Consider the following 24,630-nt stretch of genomic DNA (forward strand, 5'->3'; position numbering starts at 1 on the left):
CCCTTTTGTCCAGGGCGGGTACGACCGGGTCCCCCTGCCGCAGCTCCCCGCAGGGTGGTACGGCGCGCGGGAACGGCAAGGGAGCACGGTGTCAGCCGCACCGATTCGGCACTGCTGCTGGGGCGTCGAGGGAGTGCTCCGGCGGCTGAGCCGCCGCCGCAGCCGGGAATACCCGCAGGCCAGAGGCCTGATAGGGACACTATGATCACGATCGAATTGTTCGTACAGAGGGGTTCAGACGTGGAAACCGACAACGTCGCCGTCGAGAAGATCGGGAAGGGGGCCAAGCGGGACGCCGACCGGGCAGGCCTCAAGGTGGCCGCCGCGGCCGGTGTGCTCGGCGCGGTCCTGGCGGGACTATGGGGGACCGGACTGCTCTCCGGACCGACGAACCCGACCGAGCAGGCCAAGCCGACCGAGCCGGCCCGACCGGTCGTGTGTACGCCCCCTGAACCGAACGACCCGCAGCGGACCGCGGCCCTGTGCGCCGCGCTGAACCGCCCCGACCTGCCCACCCTGCTGGGCACACCGACCGACCCCGTCGTGACCGCACGCCCGATACCGAACAGCTTCCAGTGGAAGCCGGCTGCGGAGGTGCGCCTGCGGCACTCGGCCGTAGCCCTCGCGGAGGGCTACGCCTCGATTGACGAGAAGTTCGGGATGCACCCGGAATCCACCACGAAGACGACCGTCCTCGGCCACCCCGCTGCGATCTACACGACCGGCACGTTCAACTTCGCCCCCGATAACGACGAGAACGGGAAGCCAGTCACCGTGCCCGGGCCCGATGCCCAGACCCTCATGGTCGCCCAGGATCCCACCGACTACCTCGGCCCGATCTTCGAACTCGCCGTCATCCGGCAGGACGGAACCGGCATCGACCACGAGACGCTGACCCGGCTTGCCGAGACCGTACTGCCGACCATCCCCGGCTGGGTCACCACCTGACGCAGCGCCCGGTGCAACAGCACCGCCCGACCGCGCCAGCCGCCGCGGGGCCGCTTCGCCCAGTGTCCTGTGGTGGGCGGGAACACCGCGTCCCAGACCGGGTTGTCGTCGGCGTGCTCGGTCTGCCCGATGCTCTCGCACCCCCAGCGCCGGTGGGCGCCGGCCTCGGCGCGGCGGCGCCCTGGTGGTCAGGCTGGATGGTCGCTCGGCCCTCCCCGATGTGGCGCGCTGCGTGGTCGACGCCAGCGGTCGGCGAGTGCCGATCGGGACGGCCTCACCACGGTCGCCCCGTGCTCCGGGCCGTCTACGGCATGGCGGGACGGCAGCAGGGGCCGGTGCGGTGCCGGCGGAGTGCGTTGGCGAGCGGACCCGGGTCAACCGCGGGGGTTCGTCCGAAGTCCGGGTCGCGGCTGGTCGGCAGGCTTGCCAGGGCCTCGCGGATGGCGGGGCACAGACCGTGGGTGGGCTGGAAGCCGTCGTAGGCGGCAAGGACCGTCGTTCGGACGTCCCGGTGGCCGGCGAGCTGGCAGGCCTGGCGCTGCCAGTGCCGCGCCTCCCGCTGGTCTCCGCGGCCCACGGACAGCAGGGTGAGCGCGTAGGCGGCCTGGAAGCATCCGGCTCCGGCGGCCAGCTGCCACCACGTGCGCGGCCCGTCCGCCAGCGAGTGGCGGATCATCGCGCCGTCCTTGGCGTCTCCCTCGTGGACGGCGAGGTGGCACAGCGCGCCGAGCACGAGCGCACCGTGCGGCTCGATCGCCGGCGTGTCAGCCAGCGCGGTGATCCAACCTGGGGCCTGGACGTCCTCCACCACGAGGTGGCACAGCGCCAGCAGCTCGAACCTGGCGCGGTCCAGACGCGCTACCACCGAGAGTGAGGGCTGCGCCGCGGGCCGCAGCGCGAGGCGCGCGGCGATCCGGGCCGGTGCGTCGTCCAGGCAGGCGGCGGCCCGGCTCCTGCCTTCAGGTTCCGGCAGGCGGACTTCCGCGAGCGGCGCCCAGGTCCGGCTGGGGTCCGTGGCTTCGCGGACGGTGTCGGCCCGCGTGTTGACGGCGCCGCGGCCAGCCGGCGGCGGGCGTCGCAGCGCAGGCTGTACACCCCGCCTTGGGTGATACCCATGATTCGCGCGGCGGTGACGATGGGGTAGCCGAGGACGTAGGTCAGCACGACCACGTCGTGCTGCCTGCCCGGCAGGTCGCCGATCCCGGCGAACAGCCCGATCCCGCTCTCCAACGCCTGGAACGCCTCCCGGGCGTCGTCCATGGCGACGGCGAACGCGGCCTCGGTGAAGGCCGACGGCCGGGCGCGGCGTTCCAGGGCGTCGTCGACCGTCGCCCGCAGCACGCCCCAGCAGAACTCCTCGACGCTCTCCTGGCGCAGCACCGTGTCCCAGGTGGCGGCGAGGTCGGCGAAGACGTCGTCGACCAGGCCGTCGGCGGCGTCGGTGTCGCCGAGGTGCAGGCGGGCGTACTCCCAGTACGCCTCGCCGTGCATCACCATCAGGGCGACCAGCTCGTCGGGCAGCGTGGTGTCCGCCGCGAGGTCCCCGGTCCCGGAGTCGGGCGCCGGCTCGGGAGGGTCCTGGTGTGCCTGCGTGCTCGGGGCGCCATCGTGCGCATCAGCGCGGCCGCCACCGTCGATGCCGACCATGGTCTTCCGTCCTCCCGCCACGGACCCCGGACCGACCCTCGGTCCGGGCCGCGGGGCCTGTTCGAGACAAGGAAACCGACCGGACACCCCGTTCCTGCAGGCTGGGAAGAAGTTGAGCAAATCTGACGGAAGGTCAAGCATCTTGACCGACCGGCCCCCGCCCGCCAGGCACCTCCGGTCGCCCGAGCGCACCGTTCGGTCACGGTCGGACCAAACTGAAACACAACGATCCAGGGAGGGCGCACCCGGTGCCGTGGACCCGCAAGGTGGTCATCGGCGCAGCCCGGCCCGCCGGCACGAAGGCGGTCGCCCGCCCACCTCACCCAGGGTGGCAGTCGCCGAACGCCCTCGGCGGGCAACCGCCGACCCGAGTGATCACAGCTGCAGCCCTCACCTCGGCTGCCACCGAGGACTTCATCTCCGCCGCCGGTCACGGCGTGACCGTTGTCGGGCGGGCGAGGCACCGCCGGGCGCGCCCCGACCTGGCACTGCGGCGCGATCCACTCCCCAGCCCCCGCACCAGGTGCGCCTCGCCCGACCACCCCCTGGTGTGATGCGGAACACGTCCGCAGGGTCAAGATTCTTTGCCGTTTCGGCCCGCTGCCGGGGCGAAGAGTAGGGGAAGTTCCCCAGGAGACGGAGGACCGAGAACAAGATGACCACCGAAGCCCGGGGCTGCACCCTCCCGGCAGGGCTGGCCGCTCTTCAGGACCCGCGGCACTGGACCGGCCGCGCGGTCCAGTGCCGGAAGACGGACCCTCACCCTGAGGACCGCTACAGGACCCAGGAGGGCCTTCGTCTCCTGATGCTGGGAAGGACCGGCGGGAAGGTCGGTATCCCTGCTGGTCCGGTGACCATCAGGAAGACGCCGCTGGGAGTGTTCTTCCACCTTGTACGGAAGGTTCCGAAGGGCTGGGACGGCGTCGGAATGTGGTGGACGTTCATCGCCGGCTGGACGCCGACCCGCGAGACCCTGCTGGCCGCGCTGTCCGCCCGGTGGGCCGCGATCGAGGGCGATCACGCCACCGTCGACACCTTCACGCGTGACGTCCTCGGCCACGTACCGCCCGAACGGTGGAGGGACGCGGTCACCTCCATGCTGCTCGGGGACTGGGTCGACCACCTCGGCAGCTACCTCACCGACCCGGAACTGCTGGCGATCCTGCGGGCGAACACCGCCGCCGAACGCCGACGATGGACCCCTCTATGGGAGCGCAAGACCGGCGGCTTCCACTGGCGAGGCCCCGATGGCGAGGTCCGCGAGCGGAGCGCCGAACGGGTATGGCTGCTGGAGGCCCCGAACCGCGACGGCGTGACACTTCGGGATGTCCTTCCGGACCGGACCGCAGCCGACGCCCCCACACTGGACCGCTGCCTCGCCAACCCCCGCATCGATGCCGTCTTCCGCAGCCTGAACGCGACGGAGGCCGCCGTCGCCAACCTCTGGGCCACCCGTAAGGGCAGCTGGGCCGACGCCGCCCTCGACCTCGACCTGGCGGCCGAGGTCGGCGACCGAGTCCGCCGCAAACTCTCCCGCATCGGCGACAGGCACACCGAGCGCGCCCTCGCCGCCGCGGTGACCCGATGAACCGGCGGCCGGCTGCCCCCAGGCCGGGGCTCGGCCCGCTGGTGCGCGTGCCGGCCATGCCGACCTGCACCGCCATGGCCGGCACCGGCTCCGTCACCGGCGCCCTGCTGTCCGGCACGGTGCCGCCCGACTCCCCGCTGGTGTGGCCGCTCGTCGTCCTCACCCTCGGCTCCATGGCCTACGACCTTGGCGTCCGGGCCCTCCGAGGCCGGAACGGCTGACAACGAACTGCTGTGAGTGAACCGGTCGGCGTCGTAGGAGGTGGTTCAGCGATGCCTGAACAGCCGCTGAACGCGCAGGGCTTCGGCTTGCCAGTGCACGCGGGCCTCGCTGGCGGTAGAGGATGCCTGCCGGCCGAGACGGGCGGCCAGGTCGTGGTACAGGGCCGGGTGTCGGGCGTCGCCGGCGGCGAGCAGGGAGGAAAGCAGCGGTTCACCGGCGGCAGTGGTGTCCTCCACCCGAAGCAGGACCTGGACCCGGTCATCGGGGTGAAGGTCGGGCAGGGCTTTGCCGAGGCACCGACTCAGCTGGGGCCAGGAGGTAGTGGAGCGCTCCCTGGCGGCCTTCTTCAACGTTTCGGCCACCGGAGCGATCGATTCGGCCGGCAACCGGGGCGGGCCCACCGATACCGCCTTCGTCGAGTGCTCCGGCCGGCCTGTGGAAGCAGCACGATGCTCGACAGGCACCGACGCCGCCTTCCCCTTGCCCTGCACGCTCAGGCCACCGCCACCGCCGCTGAGCTTCCCCGTTGCGTGGAAGGTGCTGATTACCTGGTCAGGATGGGTGTGGGTGGTTCGATGGCCACCGGTTCGGCCGTCGCCTGGTCGGCGTAGTGCTTCGTCTCGTACTCGTCCGGGCTGAGCCAGCCGAGGCGCTTCTGGACGCGGTGGGTTCACCTGCGTTGCTGACAGTCGGAAAACCGAAGGGCCGACCACCATCGCGTGTGGCCAACGCCTCCGGTTCGGCTTTCCAGCGGACACAGGGCCGCCGCACCATCCCAGAGTGACTTTCTATAACAGCCCTAGGCCTTAGCCGTGCACTCAGCCGTCGCCGCGCGCGCCCCTCACGTACGCGTGGAAACGGCGGTTCGGAAGGCTGGCCGGGGTAGTTGGTGACGGTAAGGCTGTTATAGAAAGTCACTTCTGAGGGAATCTGGACGGTGCCGTCTCCATGGAGAGTCGTTCTATCAGGAGCCCAAGGGATTCCTCCTGGCGGAGTCCGGGAAGGGGTCAGTGGAAGACGAGGACGTGGCCGCCCTCAATTGGAACGACCCCTGGCGGCGACGGATCCGCCGCCGCGCCGACAGCCTTGTCTCGGGGGCGAGGATCATCGGAGCGACACTGGCGCTAAACCCTCTCCCCACTCTCCAGAACCCGTTGACTACGCTTTCATGGTGGTTGAACCTTCGGCGGTCGCGTTGCTCAACCGCCTCGCGGTTCGGGATGCCGGTCGAGTTCTGACGGATGAGCAGGCCGCGGGGTACACGGCGTTCCGAGGGGCGCCGACCCGCGCGCGGAGCTGGAGCGGTTCTTCCTGGACGACCCGACCGACGTGCCGACGAAGTCGCAACGTACCCGGCCGAGCACCTGGACATCGAGGACGCCTCGGTGCTGGAGGCGTACGGCGAGCGGGAGAACACCCGGCTCGACACCTCCCCGACCGGCCTGTGACACCCTGGGCCCCATGCACATCCCAGCCGGCGAGCCCACCTCCGAGGAAGAGCTCCCAGTCCTCCGCCCCGACCCCGAGCAGGTGCTCGCCGACTGGCTGACGACCACCCCGCTCGGCGACAGCGCCCGGCTGAACTACCCGCGCGAGGTCATGCGCTGGATCGCGTACATCGGGGACCGGGTCTGGAGCGCCAGCGGCCGCGACGTCAAGAACTGGACCGCGGGCGCGGACAACGCCCGTACCCGAGCCTTCCTCGTCAGCGCGGTACGCGGCTTCTACCAGCACGCCCAGCGCTTCGACCCCGGCATCGTCAACCCCGCCCCCAAGACCCTGCGCCCCTCCGTCGCCGACCTCCCCGGCCGCCCCGCCCTCACCCGTGCCGAGTCCACCCTCTACGTCTCCGCCCTGGACCGCTACAGCGGCCTGATGCCCCACCGCGCCCGCGCGCTCGGCTACCTCGTCCTCGGCCGCGGCCTGCGCGCCCACCAGGCCGTCGCGCTCGACGTCGAGGGCATCGTGCGCGAGCAGCACCGCACCACAGCCCTCGTCACCCTCAAGGGCGGCGGCACCGAGTTCCAGGAGCTCCCGGCGCCCGTCGCCCTCGCCGTCGAGGACTACCTTCCCCACCGCCGCACCGCCGCCCCCCACAGCAGCCCCGAGGCCGGCCCACTGCTCACCAGCGGCCGCGGCCGCCGACTCGACCCCGCGCCCAGCGTCCGCGACCTCCTGCGCGCCGTCGCCTCCACCCACCCCCAACTCACCCACCTCACCGACACCCTCACCGCCGACGGCCTCGCCGCCAGCCCCAACCCCTTCCTGGGGTAACGGGTCGAGACCGGTAGGAACGAAAACCGGCGCTCAGTGGGCTTTTCAGCCGTGATTCAGCTGGTGGGTCTTGCTCTGCGGGCCGTAGGGTCGCCCCGGCTACCGTGACTCCGAAAGACTGATGGGGCAGCAGTGTCACCGGTGTGCAGCTGTCCGCCGGAACTGCGCGGGTTCCACAGAGCCGCGCTGGCCCTGCCCGCGCCGTCCACCCGCCGGCCGGCGTCCGGGCGGCCGCCACCGTCACCGAGCTGCTGCGCTCGACCGTCAGGACGGACGGGCGCAGCACGGCATCGCGGCCCAGTTCCTCGTAGGGCGCCACGGTTCGAAGGCGGCTGCACCGGTGGAGCTGGGCATCGCGGAGTCGACGCCGAGCGAGCTGTTGTCAGGTAGTTGAGGGAAGCGGTGTGAATGTCCTGTCTCGCTGGGCCGAGCGCCGCTGGCTCAGGAGCCGGGTCGGCGTTCGGGCCCGAAGGCCCGCGCCGGTGTGGGATCGGGCGGCAAGGAGCGTGGGGCAGCGGGCTCCGGCGCTCCTGGCCGGCCTGAGCCTGGACCTGGCGCTGTTCAGCCGAGCGCGACGCGGGCGGCGGTCTCCCACTCGTACATCCGCCGGTCGCGGCCGAGGACGATGAGTTCGGCCGCGGTGACGCGGGCGGCGGCCGGGTAGGTGGTGACGCCCGCGAGGGCGTCGGCGGCCGGTCGGGCCGGGCCGGCGGCGTTGGAGTAGGCCACCGAGACGTGGGGCCGGAAGTTGTCGGCGGGTTCGGGGACCTCGGGCCAGACGTCGGCGATGGCCGCGCGGATGGCGGTGCGGACGGCGCGCACGGGCTCGGCCGGGTCGATGGTGAGGAGCAGGGCCTCGGGAGTGACGATCGCCGGGCCCAGGGCGAGGTCGAACGCGGGGATCTTCGCGAGGTGGTGGGCGGCGGCGTCGGCGATGGCGCGCGCGTCGGCCTCGCTGACCTCGGCGGTGGAGCCGAGGCCCTGCATGGTGAGGTGAAGCCAGCGGTCGGGGACCAGGTCGAGGCCGGGGACGCCGGCCAGGGCGTGGCGGTAGTCGGCGGCCAGGCGGTGGACGTCGTCGGCGCCGTCGAACGTCAGGTGCCAGGTGTACCAGCGGGTGCCCGGTTCCCAGCCGGGACGCCACCACCAGTGATCGGCCATGCGCGCAGGGGTGTCAGTCATAGTTGCTGATCCAATCACTGTCCGGGCCGGTGAGGCAGAGGGCGAGTTTGGCTTCGCGGACGGCGGTTTCCACGACGGCTTGCAGGCGGCGTCCGGCGGCGCTGTTGCCCATGGGCGATCCGGCGGCGTCCCGGGCCAGGTCGCGCAGGCGCCGGCGGACGGGGGCGGTGCGGTGTTCGGCGGGCAGTGCGAGGACGGGGGCGAGTGCGTCGAGGACGCCTTCGGGTTCGTCGGCGAGCAGGTGGGCTCCGGCGCGGGTGATGTGGAGCTGGGCGATGGTGCCCAGGGGCCGGACGTCCTGGCGCTGGAGAGCGGCGAGGCCGCGGTCGGCGTGGGCCAGCGCCCGGGTCGGGTTGTCACCGCGCAGGCAGATGCCCGCCCCGTAGTTGGCCAGCCGTCCGTCCGTGCAGGCGAACAGCCCGCCGACCTGGTCGTGGAAGGCGTTGGCGAGATCGAGCCCGGCGGCGTCCTCGGCTCGGCCGAACGAGGCCTTCGCCTCGGTGTGCGCACCGACTTCCGCCCACGCGTCCGCGGCCTGGCAGTGGAGCAGCACGGTGACGGTTCCGGGTGCCTGGATGGCGGCGCCGTGTTCGGCGTGCCGGATGGCCGCGCGATACTGCCCGTCCCAGTACGCGAGCTTGCTGCGGGTGGCGGCGACCCATGCCTGGAGGCCCCGGTCGCCGGCCATCTCGGCGGCCACCATGGCGGCGCGGATGTGTGTTCCGGCCTGCCGCATGTGTCCGAGGTCGCTGGTCATCCAGGCCATCATCGCGGCGAGGTAGCCGGCGGTCGCGAAGAGTTTCTGGCGGTGCTCCAGGTTCTGGTGCCCGTACAGCAGGTCCCAGACCCGGACGAGTGATCTGTGGGTCTGCCCGTAGACCTTCAGCGGGTCCTGGGCCATGAGGTAGTCGGCGGCGAAGCCGCGGACGTCGGCGGCGTACTGTTCCACGCTGACCGGCCCGCAGTTGGGGACCTCGGCCCACTGCGTCCACTGCGCCGACTCGTCGGCCGCGGTGTGGATGAGCTCGGCGCCGGTGAGCGGCACGTCGGGCACCGGGGGGAGGGGCGCCGCAACGGCCGTGGCCGGATCGCCGGCGGCCTGGTGTCGCAGCACGCGCAGATCGGACTCGGGCAGGGCGCGGCGGTCTTCCAGATCCAGCAGGTCTTCCAAGGAGGCGCCGTAGAGCTCGGCGAGGACGGTGAGCACCCGCAGGGTGACCCGTCGGCCCGCCGTGGCCGGCCACTTCTCCCATTTGCCGAGAAGGGAGGCGTCCGTCGCGGGCCCGGCGGCGCCGACGGCGTTGTTGAGTCGGTCGGCCGCCTCCTGGAGAGTCCAGCCGTGGGCGTGGCGCCAAGCCTCCCGTGGACGGCAGCCGAAGCGGGTGCGCATCTCGGCGGCGATCGTCGCGATCGGGGCGCCGACGGCGAGGAGTTCGGTGCGGAGCGAGTCCCGGTGGGTCTTGGATCCGGGCTTGGGGCGTGGAGGCATGGTGGCTCCCGGATGGGTGCGGTGAGCGGCCTGACCACCTCACCGTAGCGACCCGACTACGCCACATGGGTCACACTCCGCGATTCCCACATGACGCACTGTCCTCTTCTGGGCCTGCCTCGAAACTCCCGCCCAGGTGAGCGAGCTGACGCCGGTCCGGAAAAGGCGGTCACCGCTGCCCGTGACCGCAGCGGGTCGAAGACGGGACCGTAGTGCCACCGCCGTTCACTGCGCGTCCGCTCCCGGACGGCAGGGATGCGATTCGAAGGAAGGCACCATGCTGTCGAAGTCCGCCGCCATCGCCATCGCCGCGAGCACCGGCCCGGAGGAGAAACCGCAGGCCCTGGAGGACCTGGTGCTCGCGGAGGGCGTCGACCAGGAGTGGTAGTCACCGCCCGCTTCCTGAACCGGGATGTCCTCCCTGGGGGATCCGATGAATCATCTGTACGTCGGCCCGACGCTGCGCCCGCGCGAGCCCGTGCTGCGGCACCCGCGAGTCCGGGTGCACCGCCCGGCCCGGCACGGCGACCTGTTCGCTTCCTCGATCGCCGACGGCGACCTGATCGTGCCGATCGACGGGGTCTTCCACCAGAGCCCGGCCCTGCGCCACAAGGAGATCCTGGTCGCCCTGCGGCGCGGCATCGAGGTGCTCGGCGCGGCGAGCACCGGGGCGCTGCGAGCGGCCACCTGCGGGTGCTGCCGCCGGACGCGGACCCCGATCGCAGACGGGACCTGACGCGGTGGATCGGCATCGGGCTGCCGACCTTGGGCGACCAGCTCGCAGCGCGTGCCTTCCTGCGGCAGGCACGCGGCCTGGCCGAAGCCGCCGGCAACGTCCGGGCCGTCATCGCGACCGAGCTCAACCTGGCCTCTGAGGAGGATCGGAACGGCCAGTAGCGACAACGGGCCGATCTTGGTTCCGGTTCGGTGACTCGGCCCATCTGCGCTGGTCAGCGGCCCTACGTTCCAGGTCATGCCAGTTGATTTCCTGTCTGACGATCAGGTCTCCCGCTACGGGCGCTTCGCGGCCGAGCCCACTCCGGGCGAGCTGGAGCAGTTCTTCCGCCTTGACGCGCCGGGGCTGGTGGCAGCCCGCTCGAAGCGGTCGCCGGCGAACCGGCTCGGCTTCGCGGTGCTGTGGGGTTCGGTGCGGATGCTCGGAGTCTTCCCGACGGAGGACCTGGCGGTGGTGCCGGCCGTGGTGGTGCGGTTCGCGGCCGAGCAGCTCGGCGTCGAGGCGGCCGAGTGGGCTGGGTACGGGGTACGGAAGCAGAGTCGCTACGAGCATGCCTGGGAGATCCGGGACGCGTTCGGCTACCGCGAGTTCGGCGAGGCCGAGCAAGAGGTGCGAGCCTTCCTTGCGGCGCGGGTGTGGGCGTCGGTGGAGGGGCCGCGGGCGCTGTTCGACCGGGCGGTGATGTGGTTGGTGGACAATCGAGTGCTGCTGCCGGGGATCACGACGCTGACCCGGCTGGTGGCCGAGACGCGGGCTCATGAGATGGCGGAGCTGTACCGGACGCTGGACGAGGCGGTGCCGGACGAGCTTCGGCAGGCGATGCGCGAGCTGTTGAAGGTGCCGTACGGCAGGCGGGTCTCGGAGCTGGAGCGGCTGCGGACCGGGCCGGTGCGGGTGTCGGGGACGGCGATGCGCGAGGCCCTGGACCGGGCCCGGGAGGTGCGGGCGCTCGGGGCCGGCCTGGTGGAGACCGGCGCGGTGCCGCCTGCGCGGATGGCGGCGCTGGCCCGGTACGGGCTGGGCTCGAAGGCGCCCACCTTGCGGGATCTGGAGGAGACCCGGAAGACCGCGACGATGCTGGCCACGGTGCGGCACCTGGAGACGGCCTCGGTGGACGATGCCCTGGACCTGCTCGACGTCCTGATGGGCAGCCGACTATTGGCCCGGGCCGAGCGGATCGGGCGGGAAGAGAAGCTCAAGAGCCTGCCGAAGCTGAAGAAGGCGGCCGGGCGGGTGGCCAAGGCGGTGGAGGTGCTGCTGGGCACCGCACCCGCCACCCTGGACGGCGAGGCGGTGTCGGTGCTGGACGCCTGGGAGGCGATCGAGAAGGTGGTGCCGCGCGCCAAGCTCGCCGAGGCGCTGACCGTGATCGCCGAGTGCGTACCGGAAGGCGACGGGGACGAGGACGCGGAGTGGCGGGCCGCGCTCGCCTCCCGGTACGGCACGGTGCGCGGCTTCATCAGGTTGCTGGTGGACACCGTGGACTTCGGCGCGGTGGAGGCCGGGGCCACGGTGGTGAAGGCATTGAAGCAGCTGCCCCACCTGGTCAGCCGCCGCAAGGTCGCCGCGAGCGAGGTCGACCAGCAGTTGGTTACCGGCTCGTGGCGGCGCCTGGTGTTCGCCAATCCGGACGTCGAGCCAGGCTGTGTGGAGAAGGCGGCGTACTCGTTCTGCGTGCTGGAGCACCTGCACCGGGCACTTCGGCGCCGGGACGTGTTCGCCAGGGACGGAGACCGGTGGGGCGACCCGCGGGCCAAGCTGCTGGCCGGCGACCGCTGGGAGAGCGCCGAGCCGACGGTGCTCACCGCTCTGGGACTGGACGCGGAGCCGGCCGCGCACCTGGCCGAGCTCGCCGGAGCGTTGCACGGCGCCTACCACCAGGTCGTTGCTCGGCTGCCGACGAACAGCGCGGTGACGGTGAAGGACGGCAAGCTGCAGTTGGACCGGCTCGGCCCCGCCCCCGAGCCGAATCTGATGCCGGCCTTCCGGCAGCTGGCCAACAGCATGCTGCCGAAGGTCGACTTCCCCGAGCTGCTGCTGGAGGTCGCCGAGCTGACCGGCATGACAACCGCGTTCACCCACATCTCCGGTGCCGATCCGCACATGGACGACTTCGAGGTCAGCGTTTGCGCGCTGCTGCTCGCGGAGGCCTGCAACGTCGGCCTGACCCCGGTCGCCAAGCCGAACGTGCCAGCACTCACCCGCGCCCGCTTGGTCCAGGTCGACCAGGGATACCTGCGGGCCGAGACCATCAGCGCCGCCAACGGGATGCTCATCGGCGCGCAGGCCAAGGTCGACATCGTCCGGGCCTGGGGCGGCGGCCTGGTCGCCTCCGCGGACGGGGTGCGGTTCACCGTGCCTGTCCAGACGATCCACGCAGGCTACAGCCCCCGGTACTTCGGGCTGCGCAAGAAGGGCGCCACCTGGCTGAACGTGGTCAACGACCAGGTCATGGGCCTGGGCGGAGTGGTGGTGCCCGGCACGCTGCGCGACTCGCTGTTCATCCTGGACGCGATGCTGGGCCGCGACGGCGGGCCGAAGCCGGAGACCGTGGTCACCGACACCGCGAGCTACAGCGACATCGTGTTCGGGCTGTTCGCGATCTGCGGCTACCAGTTCTCCCCGCGGATCGCCGACATCTCCGACGCCCGCCTGTGGCGCACCCACGCAAGCGCCGACTATGGGCCGCTGCAGGAGGTCTCCCGGCACACGGTGCGCCTGGACCGGATCCGGGCGCACTGGGGCGACATGCTGCGGGTGGCCGGCTCCCTGACCCTCGGTGAGGTCCGCGGCCACGACCTCATCCGCATGCTGTCCCGGGACGGGCGCCCGACCGGCCTGGGCGACGCCTTCGCCCACTACGGCCGGATCTTCAAGACCCTGCACCTGCTGCAGTTCATCTCCGACGACGGCTACCGCCGCATGATCGGCAAGCAGCTGAACATCACCGAGGCCCGCCACCGCCTGGCGCGGCGGATCTTCTTCGGCCAGCGCGGCGAGCTTCGGCAGAACTACCGCGAGGGCATGGAGGACCAGCTCGGCGCGCTTGGGCTGGCCCTGAACGCGGTGGTGCTGTGGAACAGCCTCTACCTGGACCGGGCGGCCAAGCAGCTGGCCGCCGACGGCTTCCCCGTCACCGACGACCTGCTGGCCCGCCTCTCGCCGCTGCAGTTCGACCACATCAACTTCCTCGGCCGGTACGCGTTCTTCCGGCCGCAGGAGGCCGGGCGCCGGCCCCTGCGCGAACCGTCCGTCGGTGAAGACGACGGTGAGCGATAGGGGCGCTGGTCAGCCGGGTACCTGGCCGCCCTCGACAGCGGCCGGGAACTGGGCGGCGATGACCGGCAACCGGAGACGGGGGCGATGCCGACGAAGGTGTCGGTGGAAACCCGTCCGGAAGCCAGCAACGTCCTGTCAGGCAGATCGCTCGGCACCGTAGTAGCCGTGGCGCATCCGGAACCTCATGGGGTCGGTGCCGTCTGCCTGGATGTGCCCGATCAGCATCGACCGCAGCGGCTCAGGCAGGTCCTTGCCGTGCGCTCCAGTCCACTCGAAGGAGCTGAAGAGCTGGCTCGCGCCGTCGAGCTGGACCGGGCTCGGTGAGCCGGTGCCAAGCGCGGCGATGATGAGGTCGGGGTCCTCGGCCAGCAGCAGCTGCTGGACCGCCATGTCGTACCACTTCAGGCCGCCGGTGGACTCCCTGGCGGAAATCCCGGCCCATGCCAGTAGGACGCGGATCCGCTCGATCTCGTCGGGATAGCCATCTTGGACGAGCGTGGCAAGTCGGGCCTCGGCGTCGCGGAGCCGATCTGACCAGGCTTCCAGGTCGCGCCCTGGCGGGGTGGAGACCTTCGTGGCTGCGTCGCGCAGCCCGGCGGGTGCGGCCTGGAGCCAACGCAGTCGGCGCCGGTCCTTCTCGGCCTCTTGCACGGCCAGCCCCGCCTGAACCTCTCGCGATCCGGTCAGGCCTCGCTCCGCCAGCCACTCGGTGAGTGCCGGACCGTCCTGAAGGTCGGCATCACAGTCACCGATTCCTCGAAGACCGGATTGGTGGTGCAGGGTCCAGCAGGCGATCAGCTCGCCCTTGACGTCGTGAACCATGATCGTCGGCCAGCCGTTGCACAGGCACCGGTCACCGGTGCCGCCGTCCACAATGGCCAGCACTTGGGCCAGGTCTGCGATCTCAGCGCCGGTCACCACGATCCGCGCCACGTCACCGGAGTCCGCCTCGTCAGGAGATCCCTCGGCGATCACGACGTGCCCGGCACGGTTCAGTACATCGCGGAGGCGCGCTGTCGTCGGAGCGCCCTCATCCATGCCTATCGTTCCCTCGTAGATCACGTCCGCGAGGATATCGGCGCCGATCCGGGGGCCGCCCACCGTTTTCGACGGACCGGCTTCAACAAACCATCGTTTGTGTGGGGCTAGCCCCAAGGCTGGGCCGGAGAACCGTCGGCCTCCAGACCGAATCGCTGAAGCCGTTCTGCGGTTGCCGCGTCTCCGGCTCGCTCCCGCACTATGGCCAGGCTCTTCAGCGCCCAGTGGTCTCCGGCGTCGGCGGCCTGCTGGTACAGCCGTTCCGCGCCCGCTGTGTCCCCGGCCCGCTCCCGCCGCTCGGCCAGGATCACCAGGGCCTTGGTGTGTCCAGCATCCGCGGCCTGCTGGTACAGCCGTTCCGCGCCCGCTGTGTCCCCGGCCTGCTCCCGCCGCCCGGCCAGGCTCACCAGGGCCTTGGTGTGTCCAGCATCCGCGGCCTGCTGGAGGTAGCGATCGGCGCCCGCCCCCAGCCGCGCGGCCAGACTCACCAGGGCCCACTGGTCTCCGGCGTCGGCGGCCTGCTGGTACAGCCGTTCCGCGCCCGCCGTGTCCCCGGCCTCCTCCCGCACCCTGGCCAGGCCCACCAGGGCGAGGGTGTCTCCGGCGTCCGCGGCCCGCTGGGCGTAGCGTTCCGCGCCCGCCGTGTCCCCGGCCTGCTCCCGTGGCACGGCCATGAGCCCCTGGGCCCAGTGGTGTCCGGCGTCGGCGGCCTGCTGGTACAACTGTTCCGCGCCCACCGTGTCCCCGGCCCGCTCCCGCCGTACGGCCAGGGTCGCCAGGGCCATGTGGTGTCCGGCGTCGGCGGCCTGCTGGTACAGCCGTTCCGCGCCCACCATGTCCCCGGCCCGCTCCCGCCGATCGGCCATACGCCACAGGGCCTCGGTGTGTCCAGCATCCGCGGCCTGCTGGTACAGCCGTTCCGCGCCCACCATGTCCCCGGCCCACTCCCGCAGTACGGCCAGGCTCACCAGGGCCGAGCAGTCTCCGGCGTCCGCGGCCCGCTGGTACAGCCGTTCCGCGCCCACCCAGTCTCTGTCCCATTCCCGCCGCCCGGCCAGGCTCACCAGGGCCGAGCAGTCTCCGGCGTCCGCGGCCCGCTGGGAGAGGCCTGCTGCGATGCGGATGCGGCCCCGCTCTCGGGCTGCGGATGCTAGTCGGGGCAGGTCGGTTGTGCTGGCGTGCTCTTGGGCGGCGGTCCAGAAGGGCTCGGGTGGGAAGGTGTATCGGCGGGTGGTGCGGGCGTGGTGGTCGAGGTAGTCGCTGAGGTGGTAGACGTCAGGGAGAGGACCCATGCCATCGGGGTTCGCGACGGGTTCCAGGGCCGCGGCCACGGACCTGACCTTCTGCCGCGCGTATGCGAGGGCGTGGTCGAACCAGGTGGCGGGGTCCGCGCCGGCGCGTTGCTCCTCGGTCAGGAATGCCTGGGCGGCGGCCTTGAGGAGTGCGGCGGGCAAAGGTGAGGTGTGGCCGAGGCGGCGGGCGTCCATGGCCGCGGTGATGACGGCGTGGCCGTAGGGGCCGTGGGGTTCGGTGGCCTGTTCGTAGTGGTCGACGAGCTGGGGGCCGGCCGCGAGGGTCTGGGTGATCTTTCCGCCGGTGCTGGTGTGCGCGGCTGCGGCGATTGCAGGGTCGCGCTTCACGAGCGGATTCTTGAGGGACTCGGTGGTGAAGGAGGCGGGGACGTCGACCACGACGGCCCGGGCGAGCAGGGCACGGGCGTTCGGGTGTGCGTCTTCCCGGCCCTGCCCGGGCTGGGGTGTGGCGGTGAGGTCGCGGTGGTACTCGGGCCACAGCGTGCCGAGGATCACGACCGGTCCGGTCTCTTCCAGGCGGCTGTGCAGCGCGGCGGCGGCTTCCTCCCCTTCGGAACCACGGAGGTGGTTCTGGGCTTCGTTGAGCCACAGGACAGTGCGCGGGGCGAGGGCGCCGGCGTCGAGCAGGGCCAGAAGCCCCTCGGGGGTCTTGGGGTAGACGAGCTGCCAGTCGGGCAGGCAGGCACGGACGGCCTCGAAGGCGGTGCGGGTCTTGCCGGCGCAGGACGTCCCCCGCACGAGCGCGAACATCGTCTGTCCGCTGCGGACCGCGCTGCTCAGGCGGTTGCGCAACTGCTGGTCGTGGGCGCGTTCGAGGTACGCCGGAAGCACAAACACGCCCTCGGCGTCGGTGGTGCTGATGCCGTGGATGGCAGGGTGGACGCCGAGGTGCTGCGCGGTCCACCGCCCGACTGGCCGTGGCCGGTCGAGGCGGGCGGTCCTCCTGTTCTCCGGGTAGTGCTGGTGGAGGTTCTCGATGGTCCCGGCGACGATCGCGCCGTTCGTGCCCCGGATCGGGCCAGCGACGCCTGGGACTGCCGTGGTGCCGGGGCCGCTCAGCCCGCGGGCGTTCCCGGCTGCGGAGGGTTTCCCAGGGTCACGTTGCCCATGGTCCAGGCGGCGGCGGACCCCCGGTCGGCTCGGATGTCCACGTTCCCGCCAACGGACACCCCGCCGTCTCCCGCCGCGACCCCGCCGACGGTGCGGGACAGGGACTGCAACTCCTTCACGGCGCTGTCCAGGGCCGCGGCGAAGCCGGGATCCTCCTCAACAGCTTCGTCCAGCGCGTCGTGCACCCGTCGCCGGGTACGGTCGCTCGGCTCGTCCTGCCCCGCCGCGGCCTCCTCGGCCAGCTTCCTGAGTGCGGAGTCCTCGCCCAGCTTGCGGCCGACCAGGTCGTGGAGCCGGTCCATCGCCGTGTCCAGCGTGCGGTCGACCTCCCCGTCCGCCCGGCCGGCCACCCGCTTCGCCTTGCGGACCGCCCACGCGAACACGTACCCGACCGCAATCTCGATGCCCGTCATCACACTCCCCAGACTGCCACTGACAACCCATCAGACCATATTCGCTACTCACCGGGCGAAGAAGGCGATCGCGAGAAACGGCTGGAAGGCCGACTGATGGGACTGACCCGGCCAGAACAAAGCCGGAGGCTCCTGCGGCCCGTCTTCCGGGAGCCTGTCCCACCCGGCATCGGCTCGATTCACGGCCGCGCGCACCAAGTCCCCGACGCCCGGCCGACGAGGGGCTGTGAGCCCGTTTGGGGCTGGTGGCACGGTCGTTAACGGCACCCCAACATGGTCGGCGAACTGCGTCGCCGGGAGATCGGCTTCTGCTCGCTGCATGAGCGGCTCGACACCACCACCCCCGGCGGCCGGCTCGTCTTCCACGTCTTCGCCGCCCTCGCCGAGTTCATTCGCGAGCTGATCGTCTCCGGCACCCGCGAAGGCCTGGACGCCGCCCGCGCCCGCGGCCGGGTCGGCGGACGCCCCACCGTCGCCACCCCCGAGATCATCCAGGCCGCCCGCACGCTGCTGCCCAACCCCGAGCAGTCGATCACCTCGATCGCCAGGATCCTCGGCGTCAGCCCCGGCACCCTCTATAACCACATCCCCGACCTGCGAGAGCTCCGCGCCTCCGGCCACATCCCCAGGCAGCTCATCGACGGCTGACCGCTCTCGCTACTGGCCGTTCCGATCCTCCCCGGAGGCCAACCTGGTCGACTCGCACCGCTACGCCGGTGACGTGGAGACTGCGGACGTGCTCTACCGCAGGGCCATGGCCACCGCCCGGAGCCGGCAGCCGGAACTCCTCGACTACGCGCTCCGGCACTTCGGCAAGCACCTGCTGGAGAAGGGCAATCTCGTCCTCGCGCGGTCTCATCTGCGGGAGGCGTTGCGGCTGCGGATCGCCAAGAGGGACACCGGGCTGGTCCAGTCCACCCAGTCCACCCAGTCCGCGCTCGACCGCGTCAAGGCGCGGATAGGCCAGGCCGGCGCCGACCTGTCCGCCGGGCGGGAGTGACGCGCCGAGCCCGTAGGCTTCCAGTTTCAACTGCGCTTACTGGCAGCACAGTTAACTGATCATCACGTTGAGAGCGAGCACTGCATGTCTGACACGGTGGAGACCGCCACCACCAGCACGGAGACCCCGGAGGAGCTGCGGACGGCCATGGTCGAGCAGCTGATCTCCATGGGCGAGATCCGGACCGCCGCGGTCGAGCGCGCCTTCCGTACGGTGCCGCGCGAGGCCTTCGTGCCGGAGGCGCCCGTCCGGCAGGCCTACGGCGTCGAGGACGTCGTGATCACCAAGCGGAACGAGCACGGGACCGCGATCAGCTCGGTCTCCGCCCCACGGATCCAGGCGTTCATGCTGGAGCAGGCCGACATCAAGCCCGGGCACCACGTACTGGAGATCGGCTCCAGCGGCACCAACGCCGCGATGATCGCCGAGATCGTCGGGGCGGACGGCGAGGTCACGACCCTGGACATCGACCAGGACGTGACCGACCGCGCGACCCGCGGCCTGGCCGCTGCCGGCTACGAGCGGGTGAACGTCGTCCTCGGCGACGGCGAGGTGGGCTGCGCCGACCGCGCCCCCTTCGACCGGATCCTGGTCACCGTCGGGGCCTGGGACATCCCGCCGGCCTGGGTCGACCAACTCACCGAGCACGGCACCATCACCGTGCCGCTGCGGATGCGCGGCGTCTCCCGCTCGATCACCCTGCGCCGCGAAGGCGACCGGCTGGTGAGCCTGTCCGCCGAGGTGTGCGGCTTCGTGCGGATGCAGGGCGTCGGCGCACACGAGGAACAGCTGCTGCTCCTGCACGGCGAGGAGGTCGGGCTGCGCTTCGACGAGGAGCCGCCGGTCGACGCCGGCCCGCTCACCGGCGCCCTGGACAGCGAGCGCACCGAGGAGTGGACCGGGGTGGCGGTCGGCCGGATGGAGCCGTTCGACTCCCTGCACCTGTGGCTGGCCACCGCGCTGCCCGGATTCTGCATGTTGTCCGCCACCCCGGACACCAAGCTCGTCGCGCCGCAGAACCGCATGGCCTGCCCCGCGATGACCGACGGGTTGAGCCTGGCCTACCTGGCGCTGCGCAAGGTCAGCGAGGACCCGACGTTCGAGTTCGGCGCGCACGGCTACGGGCCGGACGGCGCGAAGCTGGCCGCCCGGCTGGCCGAGCAGATCCGCACCTGGGACCGAGACCACCGCTCGGGCGCCGGCCCGCAGTTCACCGTCCACCCGGCGACCACGCCGGACGGCCAGCTGGGTGAGGGCCGCGTCATCGACAAGCGGCACACCCGCATCACGATCTCCTGGCCCTGAAGCGGGCCGGGTAACCCGAGAAACCGACCACCCAAGGAGGGGATCAGCATGGCGCCTCGGACGCTCATCGCGCCGGAGACCGAGAAGACCGACGTCGCCGCGCTCGACGGCTCGGACTTCGACCTCGACCCGACCATCGTCGAGAGCGGCGACGTGTTCGCCGACCTGCTGCGCGACACGAACGACAACTGCGGCAGCACCTGCTCCGGCAGCGCCTGCGCCAGCGGCGGCGGCAACGTCGCCTGAGCTGAACAGCTGAACGTTCGGCGGGCGGGCCGGGACCGAAACGTCCCCGCCCGCCCGCCGGGCCCTTTCCGTCTTCTCGTGGGGGTGATGAGCGTTGTACCGTGCCGTGGATGCCGTGCTGCTCAGGGCGGGGGCCCTGACCGTCGAACCGGCCTGGCCGGACCTGGCCGACGGGGATGCGGAGCAGTGGCGGGCCTGGCTGGACACGGTCTGGTCGCATGCCCGGTTCGCCGAGGCGGTCGAGGCCGCGAGCCCTGTGCTGGCCGACCAGGTCCGCGCGGTGATCGACGGGCGGGGCCGGACACGGCGACAGGTGCGGCGCATCACCGTGTCGGTCCTCAAGTACGTGCTTCGGGCGCAGTCCCGCGCCACCCCGTTCGGCCTGTTCGCCGGCGTTGCGCCCGCCCGCCTCGGCGAGCGCCTCTCCCTCACCCTCGGCGACGCGCACCAGGCGGTCGCCCGGCCGGACGCGGCGTGGCTGGCCGACGTCCTCGCCCGTCTGGAGAGCGACGAGCTGCTGCTGGAGCACCTGAGCGTGGTCGCGAACCCGCTGTGCTTCGCCCGGGGCGAGCGCCTGGTCGTGCCGTGGCAGGCCAACCCCGTCCACGGCGGCGACCCGCTGGAGGTGGCGGTACGCCGCACCCGCCCGGTCGAAGCCGCGGTGCGCGCGGCCGCGGGCCCGCTGAGCTTCGGCGAGCTGGCCGGCCGGCTCGCCGAGGAGTTCCCCCGCAACGACCCCGCCGCGATCCGGCAGCTGCTTCGCGCGCTGGTCGCCCGGCGGGTGCTGCTGACCGCGCTGCGGCCGCCGATGACGGCCACCGACCCGCTCGGCCACGTCCTCGCTGTCCTCGACCGGGCCGGAGCCGCCGGCATCGGCTCGGCCGCGCCGCTGCTCGCCGTACTGCGCGACGTCCATCAGGACCTGTATCGACACAACACCGGCCGTGCACACGGGCGGCAGCTGCGGGCCCGTACCGGCTCCACCATGGCGCGGGCCGCCGCCGCCGAGAAGCCGCTGATGGTCGATCTGCGGCTCGACGCCGCGCTCACCCTGCCGACGGCGGTGGCGCGCGAGGCCGCGGCCGCCGTCACCGTGCTGACCCGTCTCACCCCGCAACCCCGCGGGCTCCCGGCCTGGCGTGACTACCGGGGCCGCTACCTGGAGCGGTACGGGAGCGGTGCCGTGGTCCCGGTCCTGGAGATCACCAACCCGAACACCGGCCTCGGGTTCCCGGCCCGCTACCGCGACTCGGTGCACGAGCTGCCCGCGCCGAGCCTGAACGGCCGCGACGCCGAGCCTCTGTCGCTGGCCCAGGCCGCCGCCGTCGAGGGCCGCCTCGAGACCGTCCTCGACGACAAGGCCGTCGAGAACCTGGCGCGGCCGGCGGCCGGCGGCCACGTCCAGCCGCACGCCGAGCTGACGTTCACCCTCACCGCGCCGACCCGCGAGCACCTGGACCGGGGTGACTTCGCCCTCACCGTGACCGGCACCCCCCGGGCGGCCGGCACCACCACGGGCAGGTTCCTGGACCTGCTCGACCCGGCCGACCGCGACCGCATGACCGCCGCCTACGCGGCGCTGCCGACACTGGACGGCGACGCCGACCCGGTGCAGGTGTGCGCCCCGCCACTGCACGCCCGCGTCACCAACGTCGGCCGCGCCCCCGCCGTCCTCCCGTTGCTACTGCCGCTCGCCGAGCACCCCGACCCCGCACACGCCGTCCTCGACCTGGAGGACCTGGCGGTGTGCGGCGACGTGGACCGGATGTGGCTGCTGCGCCTGTCCACCGGCCGGCCTGTCGAGCCGCGGGTGATGAATGCGATCGAGTTCCGCAACAACACCCAGCCCCTCGCCCGGTTCCTGTGCGAGATCACCACCGCCCACACCCCCACCTACACCGCGTTCGACTGGGGCGCCGCCGGGCGCATGCCGTTCCGCCCCCGGATCCGCTACCGGCGCACGATCCTCTCCCCGGCCCGCTGGAACCTGCCCGCCGACGCGCTACCGCCGCGCACCGCCCCGTGGCCACGGTGGCAACAGGCCGCCGCCGCCTGGCTGTCCCGCTTCCGCGTCCCCGGCCGGGTGTTCCTCACCCAGCACGACCTGCGCCTGGGTCTGGACCTCGGCGAGAGCTCCCACCTGGTGCTGCTGCGCGACCACCTGGACGCCCACCCGGTGGCCGAACTCACCGAAGCCCCCGACCCGGCCGCCTTCGGCTGGATCGACGGCCGCCCCCACGAGATCACCCTGCCCCTGGCCGGCACCCGTCCGCCGGCCAGGCCCGGCCACCGGGGCGCGGTCGCGATGCGGACCTCCGGCCACCTGCCCGGCTCCTCCCCCTACCTGTCCGCGAGGCTGTACGCCCACCCGCACCGGCACACCGAGATCCTGACCGCCCACCTGCCCGCACTGCTCGCCGCGTTCGACACCCCGCTGTGGTGGTTCCTGCGCTACAAGGACCCCGATCCGCACCTGCGGCTGCGCCTGCCGCTGCCGGACACCGCCGCCTACGGCCCGGCCGCCGGGCACCTCGGGGCGTGGGCCGCCCGGCTGCGCGACCTGGGTCTGATCACCCACCTGCAGCTGGACACCTACCACCCCGAGGCCGGCCGCTACGGGCACGGCGCGGCGATGACCGCCGCCGAGACGGTGTTCGCCGCCGACTCCCGCGCCGCCGTCACCCAACTTCTCCACACCGCCCACGACCCGCGCGCGGTCACCGCGGCCAGCATGGTGGCCATCGCCACCGGCCTCAACGGCATCCACACCGGGATGCACCGGCTCTCCACCAGCATCCCGGCCCGCGGCACGCCGCCGACCCCGGCCCCCCGCACCGTCCACCAGCAGGCCGTCGCCCTGGGCAACCCCGACGGCAACTGGGCCGCCCTGCGCGAGACCCCCACCGGCCGGGCCGTGGCCGACGCCTGGGAGCAGCGGCAGCGGGCGCTGGCCGCCTACCGCGACCGGCTCGAGGAGACGGACCCCGCCGACGAGTCGGTGCTGTTGTCCCTGCTCCACATGCACCACGTGCGGGCGCTGGGAATCGACCCGGAGCGCGAGCGGCTCTGCCACCGGCTGGCCCGCGCCGCAGCGCTGGCCCACACCGCGAAGGCCCAGCGGTGAACCGGGCCGCCCAGTCCCTCGCCAAGGGCGCGGCCGGCGTCGCCCTGCTGCACATCGAGCAGGCCGCCGGCGGTCGGGGGAGCTGGGGAAGCGTCCACGCCCACCTGGCGGCGGCGCTGCGCGGCGGCGTCAGCTCCGGTCACGGCATGGGCCTGTTCTACGGGGCGCCGGCCGCCGCCTACGCCGTCCACACCGCGACGATCGGCCCCGGCCGCTACGAGCGCGCCGTCCAGGCCCTGGACCGGGCGGTGAAGACGACGACCCGAGCCCGGCTGGAGGCCGCGCACGCCCGCATCGACCGGGGCGACCTGCCGGAGTTCGGCGAGTACGACCTGCTCTACGGGATGACCGGCATCGGCGCACACCTGCTGCGCCACCATCGAGGCGGCGACCTGCTGCCCACCGTCCTGGCCTACCTGGTGCGCCTGGCCGAGCCGCTTCCGGGCGGCCTGCCCGGCTGGTGGACGCACTTGGCGCCGTCCGGGGAGCGCTCGCCCGACTATCCGGGCGGGCACGGGAACCTCGGCCTCGCCCACGGCATCGCCGGCCCCCTCGCGCTGCTTTCCCTCGCCGTCCGCCGGCGGGTGTCCGTGCCCGGCCAGATCGAGGCGATCCGGACGATCTGCGCGTGGCTCGACGGCTGGCGCCAGGAGGGAGCGGACGGACCGTGGTGGCCCGAAGCCGTCACCCGCTCCGAGGAAGCCGCCCGCCGCACCCGCCAGCGCGGGCCGCTGCGGCCGTCCTGGTGCTACGGCATCCCTGGGCTGGCCCGAGCCCAGCAACTGGCCGGCCTCGCGCTGGGCGACACCGCCCGCCGGCAGCTGGCCGAGACGGCGCTGCTCGGCTGCCTCACCGACCCCGCGCAGCTGAGCCGCGTCACCGACGACGGGCTGTGCCACGGGACCGCCGGACTGTTCCAGACGGTGTGGCGGGTCGCCCAGGACAGCTCGGGCCCGGCATTCGCCGAGCAGCTGGACGTCCTCGCCGAGCACCTGCCGCCGGCCGGCGAGGACCCGGCCGGGCTGCTCGACGGGGCCACCGGCGCCGCGCTGGCCCGGCACACCGCCACCACCGGCACGGTGCTGTCCGGCTGGGACTCCTGCCTGCTCCTCAACTAGCCGAAAGGGAAGACGCGTTGACGAACCCGCCCGGGCCCTGGCCGGACGGCGCCGCCTCCATGCTCCAACTGCACGTCCACTTCTCCGACCCGGCCGCCGCCGAGCCCGCCGCGCTCGCCCACCTATGGCCCGTCCTCGTCGGCGCGGAGGAAGCCGGGCACCTCGCGCACTGGCACTTCGTCCGCAAGGGCGAGCGGTGGCGGCTGCGCTACCAGTCCGGGCCCGGAACCGCCCCCCACACCGTCGAGGCCGCCCTCACCGGCGCCCTCACCGCCGCGCGGGCCGCCGGCCCGGTGACCGCCTGGACCCGGGTGGTCTACGAGCCCGAAGTGCTCGCGTTCGGCGGCACATCGGGCATGGACGCGGCGCACGACCTGTTCCACCGCGACAGCCGCCACGTCCTTGCCCACCTCGCCAAGCACTGCGGCCCCGACCGGCGGCGCGAGCTGGCCATCCTGCTGGCCACCGCGCTGCTGCGCGGAGCCGGCCAGGAGTGGTACGAGCAGGGCGTGCGACACGAAGTCGCATGCAGAGAGTGGAAATCACCATGGAGGTTCGACATTGTCGAAGGTGTAGGACCCGAGCCAGTGCGCAAGGC

General features: G+C 72.5%; 22 protein-coding genes. 14 read left to right on the forward strand and 8 right to left on the reverse strand.

All coding sequences use genetic code 11. The features are described from left to right. Positions 1 to 201: 201 nt before the first annotated feature. The gene (locus ACFY4B_RS18180) at positions 202 to 948 is read left to right on the forward strand and encodes a DUF6215 domain-containing protein (protein WP_387968744.1); all 747 of its coding nucleotides are present in this window, start codon (positions 202 to 204) and stop codon (positions 946 to 948) included. Positions 949 to 1,252: 304 nt separating this feature from the next. Here ACFY4B_RS18180 and ACFY4B_RS18185 read toward each other — a convergent pair whose 3' ends face one another. Next, complete coding sequence (locus ACFY4B_RS18185; protein WP_387968746.1) at positions 1,253 to 1,813, reverse strand: hypothetical protein; 561 nt, start codon at positions 1,811 to 1,813, stop codon at positions 1,253 to 1,255. Next, positions 1,807 to 2,595, reverse strand: a complete 789-nt coding sequence (locus ACFY4B_RS18190; protein WP_387968747.1) for an RNA polymerase sigma factor — start codon at positions 2,593 to 2,595, stop codon at positions 1,807 to 1,809. Before ACFY4B_RS18190 ends, ACFY4B_RS18185 begins: the two co-directional genes overlap by 7 nt. Before the next feature lie 850 nt (positions 2,596 to 3,445). Here ACFY4B_RS18190 and ACFY4B_RS18195 point away from each other — a divergent pair. Together ACFY4B_RS18195 and ACFY4B_RS18200 are read left to right on the forward strand one after the other, a co-directional pair. Further along, a complete protein-coding gene (locus ACFY4B_RS18195; RefSeq protein ID WP_387968749.1) occupies positions 3,446 to 4,183 on the forward strand; it encodes a hypothetical protein in 738 nt (245 codons plus the stop codon). Positions 4,184 to 4,239: 56 nt separating this feature from the next. Continuing rightward, on the forward strand, positions 4,240 to 4,404 hold the full coding sequence (locus ACFY4B_RS18200) for a hypothetical protein (RefSeq protein WP_387968750.1): 165 nt from the start codon (positions 4,240 to 4,242) through the stop codon (positions 4,402 to 4,404). Positions 4,405 to 4,449: 45 nt separating this feature from the next. Here ACFY4B_RS18200 and ACFY4B_RS18205 read toward each other — a convergent pair whose 3' ends face one another. Further along, positions 4,450 to 4,896, reverse strand: coding sequence for a hypothetical protein (locus ACFY4B_RS18205; RefSeq protein WP_387968752.1), 447 nt, complete (start codon positions 4,894 to 4,896; stop codon positions 4,450 to 4,452). Between the two features lie 970 nt (positions 4,897 to 5,866). Between ACFY4B_RS18205 and ACFY4B_RS18210 the strand changes: the two genes are divergently transcribed. Beyond that, the gene (locus ACFY4B_RS18210; RefSeq protein WP_387968753.1) at positions 5,867 to 6,679 is read left to right on the forward strand and encodes a hypothetical protein; all 813 of its coding nucleotides are present in this window, start codon (positions 5,867 to 5,869) and stop codon (positions 6,677 to 6,679) included. Positions 6,680 to 7,240: 561 nt separating this feature from the next. Here ACFY4B_RS18210 and ACFY4B_RS18215 read toward each other — a convergent pair. Then, complete coding sequence (locus ACFY4B_RS18215) at positions 7,241 to 7,861, reverse strand: 2'-5' RNA ligase family protein (protein WP_387968754.1); 621 nt, start codon at positions 7,859 to 7,861, stop codon at positions 7,241 to 7,243. Further along, complete coding sequence (locus ACFY4B_RS18220) at positions 7,854 to 9,350, reverse strand: helix-turn-helix domain-containing protein (RefSeq protein WP_387968756.1); 1,497 nt, start codon at positions 9,348 to 9,350, stop codon at positions 7,854 to 7,856. Before ACFY4B_RS18220 ends, ACFY4B_RS18215 begins: the two co-directional genes overlap by 8 nt. A 433-nt stretch (positions 9,351 to 9,783) precedes the next feature. Between ACFY4B_RS18220 and ACFY4B_RS18225 the strand changes: the two genes are divergently transcribed. The 3 genes from ACFY4B_RS18225 to ACFY4B_RS18235 all read left to right on the forward strand — a co-directional run bounded on the left by ACFY4B_RS18225 (position 9,784) and on the right by ACFY4B_RS18235 (position 13,365). Continuing rightward, a complete protein-coding gene (locus ACFY4B_RS18225; RefSeq protein WP_387968757.1) occupies positions 9,784 to 10,086 on the forward strand; it encodes a TfuA-like protein in 303 nt (100 codons plus the stop codon). Positions 10,087 to 10,115: 29 nt separating this feature from the next. Beyond that, complete coding sequence (locus ACFY4B_RS18230; protein WP_387968759.1) at positions 10,116 to 10,247, forward strand: hypothetical protein; 132 nt, start codon at positions 10,116 to 10,118, stop codon at positions 10,245 to 10,247. 76 nt (positions 10,248 to 10,323) lie between these two features. Beyond that, on the forward strand, positions 10,324 to 13,365 hold the full coding sequence (locus ACFY4B_RS18235; RefSeq protein ID WP_387968761.1) for a Tn3 family transposase: 3,042 nt from the start codon (positions 10,324 to 10,326) through the stop codon (positions 13,363 to 13,365). Positions 13,366 to 13,500: 135 nt separating this feature from the next. Here ACFY4B_RS18235 and ACFY4B_RS18240 read toward each other — a convergent pair whose 3' ends face one another. The 3 genes from ACFY4B_RS18240 to ACFY4B_RS18250 form a co-directional block, all read right to left on the reverse strand. Then, on the reverse strand, positions 13,501 to 14,427 hold the full coding sequence (locus ACFY4B_RS18240; RefSeq protein ID WP_387968763.1) for a hypothetical protein: 927 nt from the start codon (positions 14,425 to 14,427) through the stop codon (positions 13,501 to 13,503). A gap of 83 nt (positions 14,428 to 14,510) precedes the next feature. Next, positions 14,511 to 16,553: a tetratricopeptide repeat protein gene (locus ACFY4B_RS18245; protein WP_387968765.1), complete on the reverse strand. Its 2,043-nt coding sequence runs from the start codon at positions 16,551 to 16,553 to the stop codon at positions 14,511 to 14,513. Between the two features lie 218 nt (positions 16,554 to 16,771). Beyond that, positions 16,772 to 17,239, reverse strand: a complete 468-nt coding sequence (locus tag ACFY4B_RS18250; protein WP_387968767.1) for a hypothetical protein — start codon at positions 17,237 to 17,239, stop codon at positions 16,772 to 16,774. Between the two features lie 273 nt (positions 17,240 to 17,512). Between ACFY4B_RS18250 and ACFY4B_RS18255 the strand changes: the two genes are divergently transcribed. The 7 genes from ACFY4B_RS18255 to ACFY4B_RS18285 all read left to right on the forward strand — a co-directional run. After that, the gene (locus ACFY4B_RS18255; RefSeq protein ID WP_387968769.1) at positions 17,513 to 17,887 is read left to right on the forward strand and encodes a recombinase family protein; all 375 of its coding nucleotides are present in this window, start codon (positions 17,513 to 17,515) and stop codon (positions 17,885 to 17,887) included. A 73-nt stretch (positions 17,888 to 17,960) separates the two neighbouring features. Next, positions 17,961 to 18,239 (forward strand): hypothetical protein, encoded by a 279-nt coding sequence (locus tag ACFY4B_RS18260; RefSeq protein WP_387968771.1) that lies wholly within the window; start codon positions 17,961 to 17,963, stop codon positions 18,237 to 18,239. Positions 18,240 to 18,323: 84 nt separating this feature from the next. After that, positions 18,324 to 19,544: a methyltransferase, FxLD system gene (gene fxlM, locus ACFY4B_RS18265; RefSeq protein ID WP_387968774.1), complete on the forward strand. Its 1,221-nt coding sequence runs from the start codon at positions 18,324 to 18,326 to the stop codon at positions 19,542 to 19,544. Between the two features lie 48 nt (positions 19,545 to 19,592). After that, a complete protein-coding gene (locus ACFY4B_RS18270; protein ID WP_375875845.1) occupies positions 19,593 to 19,790 on the forward strand; it encodes an FxLD family lanthipeptide in 198 nt (65 codons plus the stop codon). 106 nt (positions 19,791 to 19,896) lie between these two features. Continuing rightward, entirely contained in the window at positions 19,897 to 22,914 is a 3,018-nt protein-coding gene (locus tag ACFY4B_RS18275; protein ID WP_387968776.1) for a lantibiotic dehydratase, read from the forward strand. Continuing rightward, complete coding sequence (locus tag ACFY4B_RS18280; protein ID WP_387968779.1) at positions 22,911 to 24,032, forward strand: lanthionine synthetase C family protein; 1,122 nt, start codon at positions 22,911 to 22,913, stop codon at positions 24,030 to 24,032. Before ACFY4B_RS18275 ends, ACFY4B_RS18280 begins: the two co-directional genes overlap by 4 nt. Before the next feature lie 17 nt (positions 24,033 to 24,049). Next, positions 24,050 to 24,630: thiopeptide-type bacteriocin biosynthesis protein (locus ACFY4B_RS18285; RefSeq protein WP_387968781.1), on the forward strand; the 581-nt coding region annotated here is incomplete at its 3' end.

The sequence above is a fragment of the Kitasatospora sp. NPDC001261 genome (genome assembly GCF_042896795.1).
Lineage (GTDB): Bacteria > Actinomycetota > Actinomycetes > Streptomycetales > Streptomycetaceae > Kitasatospora.

What these genes read in the sequence shown, in the direction of transcription:
- ACFY4B_RS18180 (WP_387968744.1), top strand. Translation starts at nt 202, where the DNA reads ATGATCACGATCGAATTGTTCGTACAGAGGGGTTCAGACGTGGAAACC.
- ACFY4B_RS18190 (WP_387968747.1), bottom strand. Translation starts at nt 2,595, where the DNA reads ATGGTCGGCATCGACGGTGGCGGCCGCGCTGATGCGCACGATGGCGCC.
- ACFY4B_RS18200 (WP_387968750.1), top strand. Translation starts at nt 4,240, where the DNA reads ATGCCGACCTGCACCGCCATGGCCGGCACCGGCTCCGTCACCGGCGCC.
- ACFY4B_RS18210 (WP_387968753.1), top strand. Translation starts at nt 5,867, where the DNA reads ATGCACATCCCAGCCGGCGAGCCCACCTCCGAGGAAGAGCTCCCAGTC.
- ACFY4B_RS18215 (WP_387968754.1), bottom strand. Translation starts at nt 7,861, where the DNA reads ATGACTGACACCCCTGCGCGCATGGCCGATCACTGGTGGTGGCGTCCC.
- ACFY4B_RS18220 (WP_387968756.1), bottom strand. Translation starts at nt 9,350, where the DNA reads ATGCCTCCACGCCCCAAGCCCGGATCCAAGACCCACCGGGACTCGCTC.
- ACFY4B_RS18225 (WP_387968757.1), top strand. Translation starts at nt 9,784, where the DNA reads ATGAATCATCTGTACGTCGGCCCGACGCTGCGCCCGCGCGAGCCCGTG.
- ACFY4B_RS18235 (WP_387968761.1), top strand. Translation starts at nt 10,324, where the DNA reads ATGCCAGTTGATTTCCTGTCTGACGATCAGGTCTCCCGCTACGGGCGC.
- ACFY4B_RS18250 (WP_387968767.1), bottom strand. Translation starts at nt 17,239, where the DNA reads ATGACGGGCATCGAGATTGCGGTCGGGTACGTGTTCGCGTGGGCGGTC.
- ACFY4B_RS18255 (WP_387968769.1), top strand. Translation starts at nt 17,513, where the DNA reads ATGGTCGGCGAACTGCGTCGCCGGGAGATCGGCTTCTGCTCGCTGCAT.
- fxlM (WP_387968774.1), top strand. Translation starts at nt 18,324, where the DNA reads ATGTCTGACACGGTGGAGACCGCCACCACCAGCACGGAGACCCCGGAG.
- ACFY4B_RS18270 (WP_375875845.1), top strand. Translation starts at nt 19,593, where the DNA reads ATGGCGCCTCGGACGCTCATCGCGCCGGAGACCGAGAAGACCGACGTC.